At 45.4% G+C, this 17,512-nt stretch carries 13 protein-coding genes; 6 read left to right on the top strand and 7 right to left on the bottom strand.

Annotation, left to right across the window (positions count from 1 at the left end):
• Positions 1–162 precede the first annotated feature (162 nt).
• Positions 163–1,170 (top strand): patatin-like phospholipase family protein, encoded by a 1,008-nt coding sequence (locus IEY09_RS15165; protein ID WP_188871697.1) that lies wholly within the window; start codon positions 163–165, stop codon positions 1,168–1,170.
• A gap of 150 nt (positions 1,171–1,320) precedes the next feature.
• Here IEY09_RS15165 and asnB read toward each other — a convergent pair whose 3' ends face one another.
• The 5 genes from asnB to purM all read right to left on the bottom strand — a co-directional run bounded on the left by asnB (position 1,321) and on the right by purM (position 7,895).
• Positions 1,321–2,985 (bottom strand): asparagine synthase B, encoded by a 1,665-nt coding sequence (gene asnB / locus IEY09_RS15160; RefSeq protein ID WP_144345681.1) that lies wholly within the window; start codon positions 2,983–2,985, stop codon positions 1,321–1,323.
• A 482-nt stretch (positions 2,986–3,467) separates the two neighbouring features.
• A complete protein-coding gene (locus IEY09_RS15155) occupies positions 3,468–5,141 on the bottom strand; it encodes a M28 family metallopeptidase (RefSeq protein ID WP_188871695.1) in 1,674 nt (557 codons plus the stop codon).
• Positions 5,142–5,326: 185 nt separating this feature from the next.
• Complete coding sequence (locus tag IEY09_RS15150) at positions 5,327–6,073, bottom strand: HAD-IIA family hydrolase (RefSeq protein WP_037419391.1); 747 nt, start codon at positions 6,071–6,073, stop codon at positions 5,327–5,329.
• A 140-nt stretch (positions 6,074–6,213) separates the two neighbouring features.
• Positions 6,214–6,858 carry a phosphoribosylglycinamide formyltransferase gene (gene purN / locus IEY09_RS15145; RefSeq protein WP_037427506.1) on the bottom strand — a complete coding sequence of 215 codons (645 nt, stop codon included), beginning with the start codon at positions 6,856–6,858 and terminating at the stop codon, positions 6,214–6,216.
• Positions 6,858–7,895 carry a phosphoribosylformylglycinamidine cyclo-ligase gene (purM, locus tag IEY09_RS15140; protein ID WP_188871693.1) on the bottom strand — a complete coding sequence of 346 codons (1,038 nt, stop codon included), beginning with the start codon at positions 7,893–7,895 and terminating at the stop codon, positions 6,858–6,860. Before purM ends, purN begins: the two co-directional genes overlap by 1 nt.
• A gap of 327 nt (positions 7,896–8,222) precedes the next feature.
• Between purM and upp the strand changes: the two genes are divergently transcribed.
• On the top strand, positions 8,223–8,849 hold the full coding sequence (gene upp, locus IEY09_RS15135) for a uracil phosphoribosyltransferase (protein WP_023267861.1): 627 nt from the start codon (positions 8,223–8,225) through the stop codon (positions 8,847–8,849).
• Between the two features lie 189 nt (positions 8,850–9,038).
• Positions 9,039–10,442, top strand: coding sequence for a GGDEF domain-containing protein (locus IEY09_RS15130; RefSeq protein ID WP_086024005.1), 1,404 nt, complete (start codon positions 9,039–9,041; stop codon positions 10,440–10,442).
• Between the two features lie 88 nt (positions 10,443–10,530).
• On the opposite strand, the gene IEY09_RS15125 is transcribed toward IEY09_RS15130, so the two are convergent.
• Entirely contained in the window at positions 10,531–11,850 is a 1,320-nt protein-coding gene (locus tag IEY09_RS15125; RefSeq protein ID WP_037419402.1) for a Na+/H+ antiporter family protein, read from the bottom strand.
• Positions 11,851–12,218: 368 nt separating this feature from the next.
• Here IEY09_RS15125 and IEY09_RS15120 point away from each other — a divergent pair, with 368 nt between their 5' ends.
• Positions 12,219–12,824 carry a peroxiredoxin gene (locus tag IEY09_RS15120; protein ID WP_011623136.1) on the top strand — a complete coding sequence of 202 codons (606 nt, stop codon included), beginning with the start codon at positions 12,219–12,221 and terminating at the stop codon, positions 12,822–12,824.
• A 75-nt stretch (positions 12,825–12,899) separates the two neighbouring features.
• Here the strand turns inward: IEY09_RS15120 and rnt are convergent, their stop codons facing one another.
• Complete coding sequence (gene rnt / locus IEY09_RS15115; RefSeq protein ID WP_069455157.1) at positions 12,900–13,568, bottom strand: ribonuclease T; 669 nt, start codon at positions 13,566–13,568, stop codon at positions 12,900–12,902.
• Positions 13,569–13,710: 142 nt separating this feature from the next.
• On the opposite strand from rnt, the gene motY reads away from it, so the two are divergent.
• Together motY and IEY09_RS15105 are read left to right on the top strand one after the other, a co-directional pair.
• Positions 13,711–14,580: a flagellar protein MotY gene (gene motY / locus IEY09_RS15110; RefSeq protein ID WP_037419408.1), complete on the top strand. Its 870-nt coding sequence runs from the start codon at positions 13,711–13,713 to the stop codon at positions 14,578–14,580.
• 688 nt (positions 14,581–15,268) lie between these two features.
• Positions 15,269–17,449 carry a prolyl oligopeptidase family serine peptidase gene (locus tag IEY09_RS15105; RefSeq protein ID WP_188871691.1) on the top strand — a complete coding sequence of 727 codons (2,181 nt, stop codon included), beginning with the start codon at positions 15,269–15,271 and terminating at the stop codon, positions 17,447–17,449.
• Positions 17,450–17,512: the final 63 nt, after the last annotated feature.

The raw sequence follows: 17,512 nt of genomic DNA, 5'->3' as shown, positions 1-17,512 counted from the left end.
ACTATGTATGCGAGTATTGCATCGTTGCTAAAGTGCTTTAATTCACGCAAAACGCTTCTTATATTTATTTATCGATTACAACAATAGATTCTATCCGTTTTTTACTATGGCTTTCTTTGTTTAGACTGGGCTTATCTATTCTCCATTGCGATAAGGTCAGTTATGCCGCCGATTAACCATTTATCCTCAGCTTCTCAATCTGTTACCGCGCCTAAAGTGGCGTTAATTGCAGAGGGTGGTGGTCAGCGCGGTATTTTTACCGCAGGCGTACTCGATGCTTGGCTTGATGCGGAGTTCGACCCTTTCGATTTATTGATTGGTACCTCCGCTGGCTCGCAAAACTTGACGAGTTTCTTAGCTAGGCAAAAGGGATACGCTAAAAAACTTATCCGTGGCTTAACGCGTCATAAACGCTTCTATCAATTAGGACGAGGTCTGATTGGCGCCAATGTGATCGATCTCGACTGGTATTTTGACCAGATTCAACGTGGCAGCTTTAAGCTAGATTTAGCCGCGGCGAGTCAATCCCTCCGTGGGCGAGAACTTCTTATCACCACCACGCGAGTCAGCGATCGCCAAGGGTATTTCTTGAGCCCAACCAACCACGATCACTGGCGTGAACTACTTAAAGCCTCTAGCGCATTGCCTTTTTTATATAAACAAGGGGTGAAGTTAACACCTTGGTTAGCGATTGAATCTGCTAATCATGCCGAAGTTATGGCTGAGCCAGAGCAGGATTTTTATCTCGATGGTGGTTTAGCTGCGCCGCTACCTGTGCGTGAAGCGTATCGACGCGGCGCCCGTAAAATTGTGGTGGTCAGAACGGTGAATGAGGATTTTCAAGCCCAATCCGCTTGGGTACATAAACTCAAGTCGTGGATCTGCGTCTCAGGTTTTTGTCCTAAGACCATTGATTACTTAGTGCAGCATGAAGAGGCCTATCAGGCCGAGCTAGACTTTATTGCAAATCCTCCCGATGATGTTGAAATTGTGCAGATTTTTGCGAAGTCACCATTACAGAGTAAGCTGTTAGGTAGCACAGATGCGGATTTACGGATTGATTACCAGCAAGGGATAAAGGCGGGGGAGGCGTTTCTTGCTAAGTCTTCTGGGCAAATTGCCAAGGTTAAAGATGTGACGCCAGTTTTACCATTGGCAATATCGGCCTAGATCATTGGTTCGCTTCTTCTTGAATCACTCAAGGTATTATTGCTCGGCCGTATTTTAGCTTGCTTGGCAAAGCTAAATGAATGGGGCAAAGCGTTAAAGGTAATAAAGCCACCCGAGGGTGGCTTTATTATTAGGATGGGATATCAGTGGTTAATAACTGGCGGCATGCACTGAGCGCACGGCGCGGCCTGATGGGTCGATAATACCCCGTAAACTTTCATCCCATGCCAGCGCTTCTGGGGTAGAGCAGGCGACCGACTTACCACCAGGAACCGTTTCGGCAGCACTTGGCAGTGGATAATGCTCTTCAAAGAAACAGCGATAGAAGTAAGCCTCTTTGGTTTCTGGCGTGTTATACGGGAAGCGGAACTTCGCGTTGGCTAGTTGCAAATCGTCGACCTGTTCTGCGGCATGGGCCTTCAAACCATCAATCCAAGAGTAGCCTACGCCATCGCTGAATTGCTCCTTTTGACGCCAGGCGACTTCTTTAGGTAATTTATGCTCAAAGGCTTGGCGCAGAATGTGTTTCTCAATCCGGCCATCCTTAGACATTTTTGCTTCAGGGTTGATACGCATCGCCACATCCATAAATTCCTTATCGAGGAAAGGCACACGGGCTTCCAATCCCCACGCCGCCATGGCTTTGTTGGCGCGTAGACAATCGAATAGATGCAGTTTATCCAGTTTACGCACGAGTTCCTCATGGAAGGCCTGCGCGTTTGGCGCCTTATGGAAGTACAAGTAACCGCCAAAGAGTTCATCGGCACCTTCACCCGATAACACCATTTTGATCCCCATCGCCTTGATTTTACGCGCCATCAGATACATGGGTGTGGCAGCACGAATGGTGGTGACATCATAGGTTTCTAAGTGGTAGATGACCTCTTTAATCGCATCTAGCCCTTCTTGGAAGGTAAAGTTGATCTCATGGTGAATCGTTCCAATGGCATCAGCAACCTTTTTGGCCGCGATTAAATCCGGAGCGCCTTTTAAACCGACAGCAAAGGAGTGTAGCTGTGGCCACCAAGCGTTTGTTTCACCGTCATCTTCGATACGGCGTTTGGCAAATGTCTGGGTGATAGCCGAGATCACCGATGAGTCTAAACCGCCGGAGAGTAATACTCCGTAAGGTACATCGGACATCAATTGACGTTTTACTGCGGCTTCTAGAGCTTCACGCAATTCTTCTTGGCTGGCGCCGTTATCTTTAACTGCATCATACTGTTGCCAATCGCGGGTGTAGTATTTCACTGCCGCAGCATCGCTTGAGTATAAGTATTGGCCCGGCTGGAATTCTTCCACCGTTTTACACACTGGCATCAGGGCTTTCATTTCGGAGGCGACATAGAAGTTACCTGCCGCATCTCGACCCGTGTAGAGCGGAATGATACCCATATGATCGCGGCCGATTAGGTAGGCGTCTTTGGCTTTGTCGTAGAGTACGAAGGCGAAAATACCGTTTAATTTATCAAGAAATTCAGTGCCATATTCCTGATACAACGCCAGAATGACTTCGCAATCTGAGTTGGTTTGATAGCTGTATTTATCGCCGAGTTGGGCTTTGAGTTCTTTGTGGTTATAGATTTCACCGTTGACCGCGAGGATAAGGCTGCCATCTTCGGTTAGCAGTGGCTGCGCGCCATGTTCAATATCGACAATGGCCAAGCGTTCGTGGGCCAAAATCGCTTTATCGCTGGCGTAAATGCCTGACCAATCGGGGCCGCGATGGCGCATCAGTTTGGACATTTCTAGTGCCACTTGGCGTAGCTCTTTCGCATCGGATTGAATATCTAAAATTGAAAAAATCGAACACATAATGCAACTCCTAAACCGCTGTATTTCATTTGAGGATGTCTCAATTGAGTATCAATGTGCCAGCGATTCGGGATTTTGCCAAATATTATTTTTGATGATTTGTTCGTTTTTAGGTGTTTTAGGTGAGTTTAATCTATATTGAAAATGGTTTTAATTGAATTTTGTTTAATTAGTTTCGCTTTTTTATACACAAAGTGTTTTTTGGTGTTGATTGCTAGGCGGGATATTGGCAAATACATAATGTTCACTCAAGAAAATCCGTTTTTGAGAAAATCATGATAAATGTGAGCAAGATAGTGATCCAAGCGTCATAATCGCTGATTTTATAAGCAGCATATCGGCAGTTATTGCCCGTGTTGCTACAGTCAAGGTCAACAGTGAGCGTAAAGTGGGGCGGCTCATAAAATACTCATAACATAATAAGGCACCCTTCAAGGTGCCTTATTAGATTTTTTAGCGATTAATCCCTTTGCTTAAGCCGCTTACTTTGCGGTCGTGGCAAGTTCTGTTTTGGCGGGACGCAGGCTGTTAAACTCAGTACCTTGATAGTAGCCTGGCCAATCTTGGCTGTTGCCTAAGCTGCGAGTCACTTGATAGTAAATTTCCAGATCTTGAATCGCACCCCTCAAATCCCAGTCTTCATGGTATTCATCGCAGACATTGTGGTAGCAGCCCTTCATGGTCGCCTGCATTTGGGTCTTATAGTCCGCGGTTGCCACATCGATTGGCTCACTACCGCCACCGGCAAAAACCGCAGGAACGCCGAGTTTAGCGAAGCTGAAGTGGTCAGAGCGGAAGAAACCGCCCGATGCAGGATTCTTTTCACCCAAAGCAATGCGGTTTTGCTGTTTGGCGGCATCGATTAAGTAGTTTTCAAGCTCGGACTTGCCTTTACCGACGATAGTGAAGTCCTTGGTTTTTCCATAGATATTGGTGCTATCTAGGTTTAGCACTGCCACGGTTTTATCAATGGGGTAGATAGGATTAGCGGCATAATAACGTGAGCCAAGCAACCCTTGCTCTTCGCCCGTGGTGGCGATAAAGGTCACCGAGCGAGCTAAGCCGTGGCCCTGTTTAGCGTTATCGGCGAGTTGTCTGGCGATTTCTAAAATGCCCGCAATGCCCGATGCGTTGTCCATGGCACCGTTGTAAATTTTATCGCCTTCTTTACTGTCATCTTTGCCAATATGGTCCCAGTGGCCAGTAAACAGGATTTGCTCATCTACTTGCTTGGTGCCAGGAAGGGTGGCGACGACGTTATAGCTGTTGGCGTATTCCGCTTTGTTTTTAAAGGCGATGCTGGCCGTTTGCTCTAGGGATAAGCTAATTGGGCTATCGGCAGCGCGAGCCATGAGAGTAGGAAGTGATAGGCCAGCCTTTTCAAACAGTTTTGTGGCGGTATCTAAGGTTAACCAACCTTCAACTTGGACGCGGCTATCCTGCTCAGCTTTGCTGTGCACTAAATCCTGTTGTGGCCCCGTCCAACTGTTTTCGACGACAGACCAAGGATAAGATGCAGGCTCAGTATCGTGGATCAGCAGCGCGCCGAGTGCGCCTTGGCGGCTAGCTTCTTCAAATTTATAACTCCAGCGGCCGTAGTAGGTCATCGCTTTGCCATTAAATTTGCCTGAGTCTGGGCGGGCAAAACCGGGATCGTTCACTAAGATGACTGCGATTTTACCTTTCATATCCACATCTTGGTAATCATTCCAGCCATATTCAGGTGCATTAACACCGTAGCCAACAAATACCAATGGCGCGTTTTCAATGTTAATACCACCGTTATCATGGCGACTACTGAGCACCAGATCTTGACGGTATTTAAAGGGTAATCCTGCTAACGTGACTTGCTGTGCTTCATCTGCGGTATAGCTCACCATAGGCACAGGTTGTAAAAAGCTACCTTGGTAAGCACCTTTAAGTCCCATCTCTGCAAAGGCCTTGGATAAATAATCCAAGGTGAGTTTTTCACCCTGAGTGGTTGGGGCGCGGCCTTCAAACTCATCGGAAGACAGGTTTTTAATATCGTCTCTAAAACGTGCTTCATTCATTTGCACGGGTTTCAGTGCGGCACTGCTGTTGGCATCGGGCTGGGCCGAGTTGGGGCTACAGGCACTGAGCAAGGCTAGTGCGCAAAACGGATACAAACGTCGCATAGGTTGATCCTACTGTTATTTTTAGGGCGTGTTTAACGCGAATATCGAAGGGGTATGTCGTGCCTTATCATGAATCAAGCGACAATGGGGTACAAGGGAAGTCCAACGGCAAATATGTTACTTAATGTTAAGGTCAGTGGTGTTTCTCAGCACGCTAAGGTGCTGAGAAGCTGGTAGTTTGATGCTTAAACGACATCGATATCGCCCGCGCAGGCGAAAACATGATTTGGGCGGAAAGGTTCTTTATCGATATCTTCAAGCTTACTTACGCCGCTGGTAACCAGAATGGTCTCAAGTCCGGCTTGGAAGCCCGCCAAGATATCGGTGCGCATATTGTCGCCGATGATCACGGTATTTTCGGAGTGACCGTCAATATGATTGAGCGCCGAGCGGATAATCCATGAGCTTGGTTTACCGACGTAGAAAGGCTTTTTGCCAGTAATTCGCTCAATAGGGGAGCACAGGGCGCCGCAGGCGGGGCTGTAAGCGGGGCCGTGAGTATCGGGATTGGTGGCGATAAAACGGGCGCCACGGGCGACGAATCCGGCGGCCTTATGGATCATATCCCAATTGTAGGAACGGGTTTCGCCAACAATCACAAAATCGGGATTAATGTCGGTAATAGTAAAACCGGCTTTATAGAGTTCATGGGTGAGGGCACCTTCACCAATCACAAAGGCTTTACTACCCTCTTGATGTTTTAAAAAGTCGGCGGTAGCCATGGCCGAGGTATAAAAACATTCTTCTGGGATGTCTATCCCTGCTGCGCTAAGGCGGTTTTGCAGATCTTTGCCTGTTTGTACCGGATAGTTAGTGAGAATGACAAGGGGATTGCCTTGCTGGAGAATGCGCTGGATAAATTTATCACTGCCGGGGATCAGCTTATTGTCGTGCAGGAGTACACCATCGATATCGCAGATAATATTTTTCATCTAATAATCTCTTTTATGCCGAACAAAATCACTTTTCGTTAGCTTATCTAATGCCACATTAGTCCATAAAACAATGGTTTTGTATGTCATAGCCCAAAAAAAAAGAGACCTTTAAGGTCTCTTCTTCCAATATTCAGAGATTAATCGGGTGCGTAACCATTAGGTCCGATGAGCGTGCCATCAAGATAGGCTTGGCCGTCTTGCATTTTTAGGCGTTGATGGCTAAACCATTTCACCACTAGGGGGTAAATAGCATGCTCTTGCTCGTGGACACGCGCAGCGAGCATCTCTGCGGTATCGTCTTCATAAACTGGGACTTTCGCCTGTAAAATCACCGGACCAGCATCTAGCGCTGGGGTAACAAAATGCACACTTGCGCCATGTTCTGTTTCTTTGGCATCAATGGCACGTTGGTGGGTGTGTAATCCGGTAAATTTGGGCAGCAATGAAGGGTGGATATTGATCATGCGACCTAAATAATGATTCACGAATTCATCGGTTAGAATGCGCATAAATCCAGCCAACACGATTAAATCCGGTTGGTATTGTTCAATTGCAGCCATTAACCGTGCATCGTAATCAGAGCGAGATTCACCTGTGCGAGCAATCACGCAGCTGGTATCAATTTCACTATGATGGGCACGAACTAGGCCGTAGGCATCGGGTTTATTACTGATCACTCCGACAACTTCGGCTTGCAAATTATCGTCACAACCGTCGATAACGGCTTGCAGATTACTGCCATTTCCGGAAATTAATACAACTACACGACAGCTTTGGGGCATTACAGGATCTCCACTTGCTCTTCATTGCCTTCGCGAGCAGCGATAGCACCGATAAGCCATGCTTGTTCGCCTTCCGCTGCAAGCAGCGCAAGTGCGGCATCCACTTTATCGGCTGGCAGCGCAACGATCATGCCTACACCACAGTTAAAGGTGCGGTACATTTCATATTCTGCAATGTTACCGTTTTCCATTAACCAATTGAAAACAGCTGGCCATTGCCATGAATCACCTTGGATAACGGCTTTGCAGTTTTCAGGCAGTACGCGAGGAATGTTCTCCCAGAAACCACCGCCAGTGATGTGTGCCATTGCGTGCACATCTGATGCATCGATCAGCTTGAGCAATGATTTAACGTAAATTTTGGTTGGTTCTAACAGATGTTGGATCAATGGCTTGCCATTGAGATCCTGTTGAGGGTCCGCTTGGCTGACTTCTAATACTTTACGAATTAATGAATAGCCATTTGAATGAGGACCACTTGAAGCTAAGGCGATCAGTGCATCACCCGCAGCCACTTTACTCCCGTCAATGATGTCGGCCTTTTCAACCACGCCCACACAGAAACCTGCGAGGTCGTAATCTTCACCTTCATACATGCCTGGCATTTCAGCGGTTTCGCCGCCGATTAACGCACAACCAGATTGGAAACAACCTTCGCCGATGCCGTTAACAACAGAAGTTGCTGTTTCTACATCGAGCTTGCCTGTTGCATAGTAATCGAGGAAAAACAATGGCTCAGCGCCTTGAACGATCAAATCGTTCACACACATGGCCACTAAGTCGATACCGACTGTGTCGTGTTTTTTGTAATCGATAGCTAAACGCAATTTAGTACCAACACCATCGGTGCCTGACACTAAAACAGGTTGCTTGTATTTAGTGGGTAATTCACATAATGCGCCAAAACCACCTAAGTTGCCCATTACCTCTGGACGACGGGTACGTTTAACAGCCGCTTTAATGTTATTTACCAGTGCATTACCAGCATCAATATCAACGCCAGCGTCTTTATAGCTCAGTGGGGTAGGAGTGCTCACGGAGGATCCTCTCGGGTACATCGTTATTGGATTTTTATGCGGCGGTATTCTATCAGCTTGTGCTAGGGGTCGAAAGTCATGATTTGGATTTATCAGTATCTCTGAAGTTTTTTTAGCTTCACAGGGGGATATTTCACATTTTCAATCTAGTGATTGGTCATAAAATAGTGTGTTAGTGGGCGTATCTTAAGCGATAAGTAATAATTCTTGCGATATTGCTCACGATTAGTCCGAATGGAAAAACTTTATGTTTTACCCAATAAACAAATCATCTAAAATCTGAAAAATTTGCCTAAGATAATTCGCGAACAATAGTAGGAGAGAAAAATGAAAGTTGTCGAGGTTAAACACCCGTTAGTGCGTCACAAAATCGGCTTAATGCGTGAAGGTGACATTAGCACTAAACGTTTCCGTGAGCTAGCCGCTGAAGTCGGCAGCTTGTTAACCTATGAAGCTACCGCAGATTTCGAAACCGAAACTGTTACGATTGAAGGCTGGAATGGTCCGGTAGATGTGGATCAGATCAAAGGCAAGAAAGTGACTGTTGTGCCTATCTTGCGTGCGGGTTTAGGCATGATGGACGGTGTACTTGAGCATATTCCAAGTGCGCGTATTTCGGTTGTGGGTATCTACCGCGACGAAGAAACCCTAGAACCTGTGCCATATTTTGAAAAGCTGGCCAGCGACATGAACGAGCGTATCGCGCTGATTGTTGACCCTATGCTGGCAACTGGTGGCTCGATGATTGCGACTATCGACCTGCTGAAAAAACGCGGTTGTACCTCAATTAAAGCCTTAGTGTTAGTTGCCGCGCCCGAAGGGCTCAAAGCCCTTGAAGCGGCTCACCCGGATGTTGAGCTGTATACTGCCGCAATCGACAGATGCTTAAACGAGAAGGGCTATATCCTGCCTGGTTTAGGTGATGCGGGCGATAAGATTTTTGGGACGAAATAATGTTCTGATGGCTTAAATGCTATCTCGATTTGACAAGGGGGCTTAGGCTCCCTTTTTGTTTTTTATGATTCCATTTTTGCCGACTCGTTCTACAGTTAACGATAAGATTAATTTTGACATAATGCGTTTTGCGCGGCGCAGTAGGTTTGCAATAAATCGATTTAACTCGGGTCATCATCGGGGATTATGATGGTTTCAAAACTAAGTTGGTCACTTGTTCGCCAATCTTGTTCATTGGCTACCTTGATATTTGTTGTGTTACTGCTGGTCCTTTTACCCCTGCGAATAGAGAAAGAACACCGGGCATTTGTCAAATTTGTACGGGCGAAACACGTGGTGCCAAGTTATTTAGAGTTGCTTGGTAAGAGCTTATCTTTACACGATATTATTGATTTTGATAGTGCGCTACTGACACCATTTAAGCTTGATTCCTCCCGCTTATTATTGCCTTCAGGCGGTGCTTTATCACCAGAAGAAGAGCTGATCCTGCGCTATTTTGACTATTTATATTCAAATAATAAGAATCCCGTCAGAAGTGCGTTTATATATATCGGTCTATACAAAAGTAATGCGCTATATTTTGCCTCCACGATTCCTGATGAGGTGAAAAGTCGCTTAATACACGAAAATTCTTTCACCAATGAGTTTTGCCAACGGCTGCATTATTGCAGTAAGGATGCCTCTGCTGACTCCTTAGTTGATGATATTGTGCTGTCCGTTCCTTATCGTGATGAAGTAACGGGAAACATTATTCTTTCTATGGCGGCGCCCATTTCATCCTCACATGCGCCTGAGCATCTTTGGGGAGATGTGATTGCTGATACATCATTTATGGCAACGGATTTTATGCAAAGAAAAGTGTTTGAAACTCAGAACTCGGCTTATGGCACTGAGATTGTCATTAGTGGAGATAGTTTTTGGACACGGATCACGCCCAACTTTCTGTTTTATGCTATGAGTAATCACTTAGATAATCAGAGTGTTTTAACGTACAAAATCAGTACTTTAAGGTTTTTTATGCAATATCTGCCTCTTTGGTTATTGCTGTCGGGCTTAACAATTATTTTCCAACTTAAATTTATGCGTCTCAAGCAGTTACGTACTGAGCGTCAGCAATTTTCTGAAGCTATGCTGTTGGATCCATTTACGAAGACCTACAATAAAAAAATCTATGAAACACTTATTTTTAAGGCTGCAACTGCGTCTCAATATGCTGTGATTTGTATTGATGGCGATAAAATAAAAACGATTAACGACACCCATGGGCATCAATTAGGTGATTTGGCAATAATGCAAATTGTCGAAGCGATGCGAGCCGTTTTTCGAGAAAACGACATTATTATCCGCACTGGTGGTGATGAGTTTGTAGTGATTTTAGCCAACTGTCCTATTGATAAAGCACAACAACTTGCGGATAGACTTAAAGATAACATTCGGCAGCGACATTTTTTAAATATGCTAACTGTTTCTTGTGGTGTCGCAGATTCAATGGATTGCCTATCCTTTGAGGCGGTATTTCTGGCGGCAGATAAGGCGTTATACGCGGATAAGACACAAAAAAGATCCGATGATGAAAATGATGTTTTGCGGTAACGTTCTAATACTCAATGCTTAAATCCCTAGCATAAAAAAAGCGTGGCATTACCACGCTTTTGCTTATGTTTATATGTCTTTCCTACGCTTAGAGCACCATGGCGGCAATCCAACCAAATACTAATAGTGGAATATTGTAATGAATAAAGGTGGGGATCACGCTGTCGCGGATATGGTCGTGCTGACCATCGGCATTTAAACCCGATGTGGGACCCAATGTTGAGTCCGACGCTGGCGAGCCTGCATCGCCCAACGCAGCAGCAGTTCCGACTAACGCGATAGTTGCGGGTACTGAAAAGCCAAAACTTAGCGCCAAGGGCACATAAATGGTCGCAATAATCGGAATGGTCGAGAAGGATGAGCCAATACCCATAGTAATTAATAGTCCAACGACTAACATCAAAAAGGCGGCGAGGGCTTTATTGTCGCCAATCAGACTACTCAATGATGAAACCAGGGTGCCAACTTCACCAGTTTCTTTCACTACTGCGGCAAAACCCGCGGCGGAGATCATGATAAAACCGATATTGGCCATCATGCGCACGCCCTGAGTAAAGATATCTTGGTCAGCAACGTGTTTTAGTGCGCCAGAGAAACTAAAGATCATAAAGCCGACTAAAGCGCCGAAGATCATCGAATCAGTCTCAAGCTGTACAAATAAAGTTGCAAGAATTGCTACCGCTGCGATAGCGATATTGCGCTTATTGAGCGTCTCTTCGGGCTCGGCACTGAGCACTTTAGTTTCATCGTATACCCTTGGCTTGCGATAGCTAACAAATACGGCGATCAATAAACCGACTACCATGCCCGCTGCGGGGATCAACATGGCAGGGGGGATTTGGTCACGCACAGCGACTAAGCCGTTGCTGGTGAGGTTTGACAGCAAAATATCATTTAAGAAAATACCGCCAAAGCCCACGGGTAAAATCATATAGGTAGTGACAAGGCCAAAGGTCAGCACGCAGGCGACCAAACGGCGGTCAATATGCAGCTTGGTCATCACATGCAGCAGTGGCGGCACGAGTATCGGAATAAAGGCGATATGGATCGGCAGGATATTTTGCGAGGCCATCGACATCACGAGCAGGGATAACAGCAGTAACCAGCGCACCCAATTAGTGTTAGTCGGATTAGGTTCTTGGCCAAGGCTTTTAATGATCGAGTTGGAGATCAGCGTCGTCAAGCCTGAATGGGATAATGCTACGGCAAATGCACCCAATAAGGCATAACTCAGGGCGATTTGTGCGCCGCCACCTAATCCTGTATTGAAGGCATCAATCGTTTGATGCAGATCCATTCCCCCGACTAAACCAGCAACGAGGGCGCTGATGGTGAGCGCTACCACTACATTCACCCTCGCCAAACTAAGGGCTAACATTAAACACACAGCAATGACGACTGCATTCATAGACAAATTCTTAATTCTGTAAACCAAAAGGGTTATTTTCGACTGCGAAGGCCGTGTCTGTCCAGTTTACCGAGCCTTAATCTGAAAAATATCTGAAAATGTGAATCCAGAGGGCTTTTAGTGTTAGATGAATGTGGGCTAAAGCGCTTATCAATGGCACAGATTGCTCTATCCTTAAGCAGTAACGTCAAAATGCCCTTGAAAAATGTGATATTGGTCTTAAATAGGTTGTAAGGCAAAACGCACGACTTATAATGCCTAAAGATTTGATTGGTAAGCGCTCTCAAATACACTCGCACAAATGTGCAAGCGTGTTTAAGGGATGTTTTACTTTTATAGTTAGTTCAACTCATAGATGGAGATATAAAATGAGCGTATTAGTAGGCCGTCCGGCTCCTGATTTTACTGCAGCAGCTGTATTAGGTTCTGGCGAAATCGTAGATAGCTTTAACTTAACTGCAGCCATCAAAGGCAAGCCTGCAGTGGTATTTTTCTATCCACTTGACTTCACTTTCGTTTGTCCATCAGAGTTGATCGCTTTTGATCACCGCATGGAAGAGTTCACTAAGCGTGGTGTTGAAGTGATCGGTGTGTCTATCGATTCTCAATTCACTCACAACGCATGGCGTAACACCCCAGTAGAAAAAGGTGGTATTGGCCAAGTGAAATACACTTTAGTTGCTGACGTTAAACACGACATCTGTAAAGCATATGATGTTGAGCATCCAGAAGCTGGCGTGGCTTTCCGTGGTTCATTCCTGATCGACAAAGAAGGTATGGTACGTCACCAAGTGGTTAACGATCTGCCATTAGGCCGTAACGTTGACGAAATGCTGCGTATGATCGACGCACTGCAATTCCACGAAGAGCACGGTGATGTTTGCCCAGCAGGTTGGGAAAAAGGCGACAAAGGTATGAACGCAAGCACTGAAGGTGTTGCGGCTTACTTAGCTGAAAACGCAAGTTCTCTGTAATTTACAAACCTTTTGTTAGGTAAAAAGAAAGCTGCCAAATGGCAGCTTTCTTGTTTTAGGCAATTGTTGGTAAAGCTATGCTTCGCTATCCGAATCATCAGGTTCGTTGGTGGCTAAGAGTGGCCAGCCACCTAAAGATTTCCAGCGGTTGACGATATAACAAAAGAGTTCAGCAGTGCGCTCGGTATCGTAGAGTGCAGAATGGGCTTCTTTATTGTCAAAAGGGATGCCTGCCATAATACAGGCTTTTGCTAATACCGTATGGCCAATCGCTAATCCTGCCAACGTCGCGGTATCAAAAGTGGCAAACGGATGGAATGGAGAGCGTTTTAAGTCACAACGTTCAATAGCCTTACTCACAAAGCCATGATCGAAGGCCGCATTGTGCGCCACAATAATACTACGGTGACAATCAGATGCCTTTTGGGCTTTTTTAACGGCTTTAAATATTTCTAAAAAGGCTTCTTTTTCGCTGACCGCACCGCGTAATGGATTGGTGGGATCGATACCATTAAAAGCCAGCGCCTCGGGTTCTAAATTTGCACCCTCAAAGGGCTCAATGTTGAAATGCAGGGTTTTATCAATCCCGAGCACACCTTCATCATCCATTTTCAGTAGCGTGACGGCTATTTCCAGCAACGCATCGGTTTGAGAGTTGAAGCCCGCGGTTTCGACATCTATCACTACCGGAAAGTAGCCACGAAATCGGTGTTTCAATTTGTTTGCGTCGCAAATATCGCTCATTAAAGTACCCAAGAAAAATCACAGGGCGCTATTATGCTTAATGAACTAGGATGTGTCATGTTTGATTGCTGGTTTTATGAGCTAAAGGAACTAAAAAGTTTGCCGATAAAACCTCGTAACCGAATAAACACGAGTAAGGGCTATGTGGCGAAAACTGATATTAGTATCAATTTTATGCGTTCCAGCAACTGCAATGGCAGAGTTGCGCCACTATGTGGCCTCTTTGGGTGAATCCCAATGGCGAGTCAGTCAAAACAGTCCGATCGTGTGCCGTCTTGAGCATGATATTCCTTCCTACGGTAAAGCGATTTTTACCAGTGAAGCGGGTAAGCAATTAAATCTCAATTTCACTTTGGATATGTGGGTAAAACCTGATCAAGTGACCCAAGCCAAGTTGATGAGCCGAGCTCCCAAATGGCGACCAGGTGTGGTGTCAAAAGAAATCACTTCGTTACGTTACCAAAAGTATTTTAATGGTGAAGTGCCTAAACGCGCCGCGTGGTCCATGTTAAATGAGCTAAGCCGTGGTATGGAGCCGACATTTTACTATGCCGATTGGTATGATGAGTCCAATAAAATTGCTGTAGGGCTGTCGGCAGCGAATTTTGGCCGAAAATATGCTGAGTTTAAGGCGTGTTTATCGCACCTATTGCCTTATAGCTTTGAAGATATTGCTTTTACCGTGCTTAATTATGATGAAGGGGGAACGGATTTAACTCGCTTCTCACAGCAACAGCTTACGCGAATACAGGAATATTTGTCATACGATCCAGATGTAGAATTAGTATTAGTCGATGCTTATACCGATAGTTATGGTGGTCGTTCAGTGAATCAGAAAGTCTCGGACAAACGCGCTGAATCGGTAAAAGATTTCTTTGTCTCAAGTGGTATTCCGCAAGATCGAATTGTGACTGTGGGTCACGGCGAGCGGCGTCACGTGGCTTCAAATGACGATATTGAGGAAAGGGCGCTAAACCGCCGAGTTGTGATCCGCATTAGTAAGCCCCTCTAAATCAAAGCTTAACCTAACAATGCCAAGTCTACTGACTTGGCATTGTTGTTTATTGACGCTGTTTGTATTCACCTCAAAATACTATGGCAATCTGTTGATTTAGATGGCAACACGCAGATAAGCGTCATTTATTGAGAGGCTCCAGTGGTTTTTATGTAACAAAAAATACTGAACGCCGATAAGTGTCGCTTGATGTTTGATTCTGGGTAAAAAAAAGCCCGCTTAATCTAAGCGGGCCGCAAAAAATGCATTTGCAATCAACAAATTGAAGGAAGGAAGTCAAGCATAAGAACCAGGGATGAACTGACATCTTAAAAAGACACCAGTTTAAAAGTTCTTTGTTTTCCATATCCGCTAGCGGATATCTCCTGAAAACAAGCACATTCTAGTGCGTCCCAAGGGCTCAAGCAAACGAGAAAAATTGCCCAGACGCATTAGCAAAACTAATGATTAATTAAGTGATCTGGCTCACTTAAGTCACTATTTAGCTTGATTAACAACTTGTCAGTCAGAATTAATGCATAAAAATACACTTCAATAAACTCATCATTGCTACCACTTTGTTAAATCTTGCCTCTTCGCTAGAAAAGCTCATCTTTTGCTGCGGCATTGCCATGAAAAATTTTGCTTGTATAGTACTTGCTGCAAAAGAGCGTTAAGCCGGACATCACCAAAAGGACGATAAAAGATGGCATTAAGATTTCGCCTTGCCCAGCAAGGTTTATTAGTGGCCACATTGGGCATGGCGTTGGCCGCCTGCCAGAGTGGCAATACGCCAGAAGAGGCTGCACAGCAGGTCAGCGCCAACAAATTGGTTTACCCAGAAACTCGAAAAGACAGCTTAGTCGAGACAATTCACGGTGTGGCAGTGGCGGATCCTTACCGTCACCTTGAAGAAAACACGCCAGAAACCGAAAGTTGGGTAAAAGAACAACAGGCCTTTGGTCAAGCATACTTGGCGAAGATCCCCAATAAACAAGCCGTAGTTGATCGTATCACTGAGCTGTGGAACTACGAGAAAATCTCAGCTCCTTTCGAGAATGGCGATAACCAGTTTTATTACCGTAACGATGGTTTACAAGCGCAATCGGTGCTTTATGTAAAAGGCAAAGATGGGGTTGAGAAACCTGTACTGGATCCAAATGGTTTTTCAGCCGATGGGACTGTGGCGCTTTCTGGCGTTTCCGTCAGTAATGACGGCAAGATTCTAGCCTATGGTGTGTCTAAGTCAGGCTCTGACTGGCAGCAGTGGCAGTTTATCGATATTGCCACGGGTAAAAAGCTGAAAGATGAACTCAACTGGATTAAATTCTCCAGCGCAGTGTGGGATAAGGAAAACCAAGGTGTTTTCTATGCCCGTTACGATGCGCCCGCAGGCGGTGATTTACTGGCCGATGTGAATTTTAATCAAAAAGTGTATTACCACAAGTTAGGCACAGATCAGCGCCAAGATTTATTGATTTACGAACGCCCACAAAATAAAGATTGGGGCTTCGGTATCGATGTGTCTGAGCAGGGCGAATATTTACTGTTGTCAATTTCCCAAGGCACAGACAAACGTAATCGTTTCTTCTATAAATCACTGTTTGAACCTAAAGCGCAGGTGGTGGAATTAATCCTTAACCTCGAAGCGGAATATGAGTTTTTAGGTAATGATGGCGCCGTATTTTATTTCAAGACCGATTTAGATGCGCCAAACGGTAAAGTGATTGCCATCGATACCCGTAATAGTGATAAATCCCAGTGGCAAACCATTATTCCAGAATCGAAAGATCCTATTAATAAAGTGGCCATTATTAATGACCACTTAGTCGTGAGTTATTTGCACGATGTATTAGGGCAGTTATCGATTTTCAGCATGGGCGGACAAAAGCGTCAGGATGTTACTTTACCTGGTAAAGGTAATGTCGCCGGACCTTTCGGCAAGGCGAGTAAAGACTATTTCTACTATGTCTTTAACAGCTATATTCAACCCGAAACTACCTATAAGTTCGATTTTAAAACGGCAGAGTCGACAGTGGTCGCTAAGCCGCAGGTGTCGTTCAATCCCGATGATTATGTGTCTGAGCAAGTGTTCTACACCAGTAAGGACGGTACTCGCGTCCCTATGATGGTGTCCTACAAGAAAGGGCTGGTGAAGAATGGTCAAAACCCAACGTTACTGTATGCCTATGGCGGTTTTGCGATTTCAATGACACCGCGTTTTAGTCCTGCCAACATCGCATGGTTAGATATGGGCGGCATTTACGCCGTACCAAGTTTACGCGGCGGCGCGGATTATGGTGAAAGCTGGCATCAGGCAGGTATGTTCGATAAAAAGCAAAATGTGTTTGATGACTATTTTGCTGCTGCCGAATACCTGATCAACGAAAAATACACCAACACTACAAAGTTAGGCGCTTATGGCCGCAGTAATGGCGGTTTATTGATGGGCGCCGCGGTGACGCAACGTCCTGAGCTGTTTGCTGCCGTGCTACCAGCAGTGGGTGTGCTGGATATGCTGCGCTTCCATAAGTTTACCATTGGTTGGGCTTGGACCAGTGAATATGGCAGTGCAGATAATGCAGAGCAGTTCCCGGCATTATTAGCTTATTCGCCTTACCATAATGTTAAAGCGCAGGCTTATCCTGCAACTATGGTGATGACGGCTGATCACGATGATCGTGTGGTGCCGCTACACAGCTTTAAATTTGCCGCCATGATGCAAGAAAAACAGCAGGGCGATAAACCCGTGATAATGCGCATTGAGTCTAATGCCGGACATGGTGCGGGTAAACCAACCGCGATGAAGATCGACGAGTTTGCCGATATTTATAGCTTCCTGTGGCAAAGCTTTGGTTTGGCACTACCGCAAACCCTTGCAAAATAGCTAACTATGTTAATTAAATGGGGTCGTTTGACCCCATTGTTATTTACAAATCCCTCAATTGCG

This window comes from Shewanella xiamenensis, assembly GCF_014647135.1.
Lineage (GTDB): Bacteria > Pseudomonadota > Gammaproteobacteria > Enterobacterales > Shewanellaceae > Shewanella > Shewanella xiamenensis.
The sequence above is the reverse complement of the archived record's forward strand: the minus strand, read 5'-3'. Positions and strand labels throughout refer to the sequence as shown.

Bases quoted from the DNA above. Each gene is read 5' to 3' on its own strand.
- IEY09_RS15165 (WP_188871697.1), top strand. From the start codon at position 163: ATGCCGCCGATTAACCATTTATCCTCAGCTTCTCAATCTGTTACCGCG.
- asnB (WP_144345681.1), bottom strand. From the start codon at position 2,985: ATGTGTTCGATTTTTTCAATTTTAGATATTCAATCCGATGCGAAAGAG.
- IEY09_RS15155 (WP_188871695.1), bottom strand. From the start codon at position 5,141: ATGCGACGTTTGTATCCGTTTTGCGCACTAGCCTTGCTCAGTGCCTGT.
- IEY09_RS15150 (WP_037419391.1), bottom strand. From the start codon at position 6,073: ATGAAAAATATTATCTGCGATATCGATGGTGTACTCCTGCACGACAAT.
- purN (WP_037427506.1), bottom strand. From the start codon at position 6,858: ATGCCCCAAAGCTGTCGTGTAGTTGTATTAATTTCCGGAAATGGCAGT.
- upp (WP_023267861.1), top strand. From the start codon at position 8,223: ATGAAAGTTGTCGAGGTTAAACACCCGTTAGTGCGTCACAAAATCGGC.
- IEY09_RS15130 (WP_086024005.1), top strand. From the start codon at position 9,039: ATGGTTTCAAAACTAAGTTGGTCACTTGTTCGCCAATCTTGTTCATTG.
- IEY09_RS15125 (WP_037419402.1), bottom strand. From the start codon at position 11,850: ATGAATGCAGTCGTCATTGCTGTGTGTTTAATGTTAGCCCTTAGTTTG.
- IEY09_RS15120 (WP_011623136.1), top strand. From the start codon at position 12,219: ATGAGCGTATTAGTAGGCCGTCCGGCTCCTGATTTTACTGCAGCAGCT.
- rnt (WP_069455157.1), bottom strand. From the start codon at position 13,568: ATGAGCGATATTTGCGACGCAAACAAATTGAAACACCGATTTCGTGGC.
- motY (WP_037419408.1), top strand. From the start codon at position 13,711: ATGTGGCGAAAACTGATATTAGTATCAATTTTATGCGTTCCAGCAACT.
- IEY09_RS15105 (WP_188871691.1), top strand. From the start codon at position 15,269: ATGGCATTAAGATTTCGCCTTGCCCAGCAAGGTTTATTAGTGGCCACA.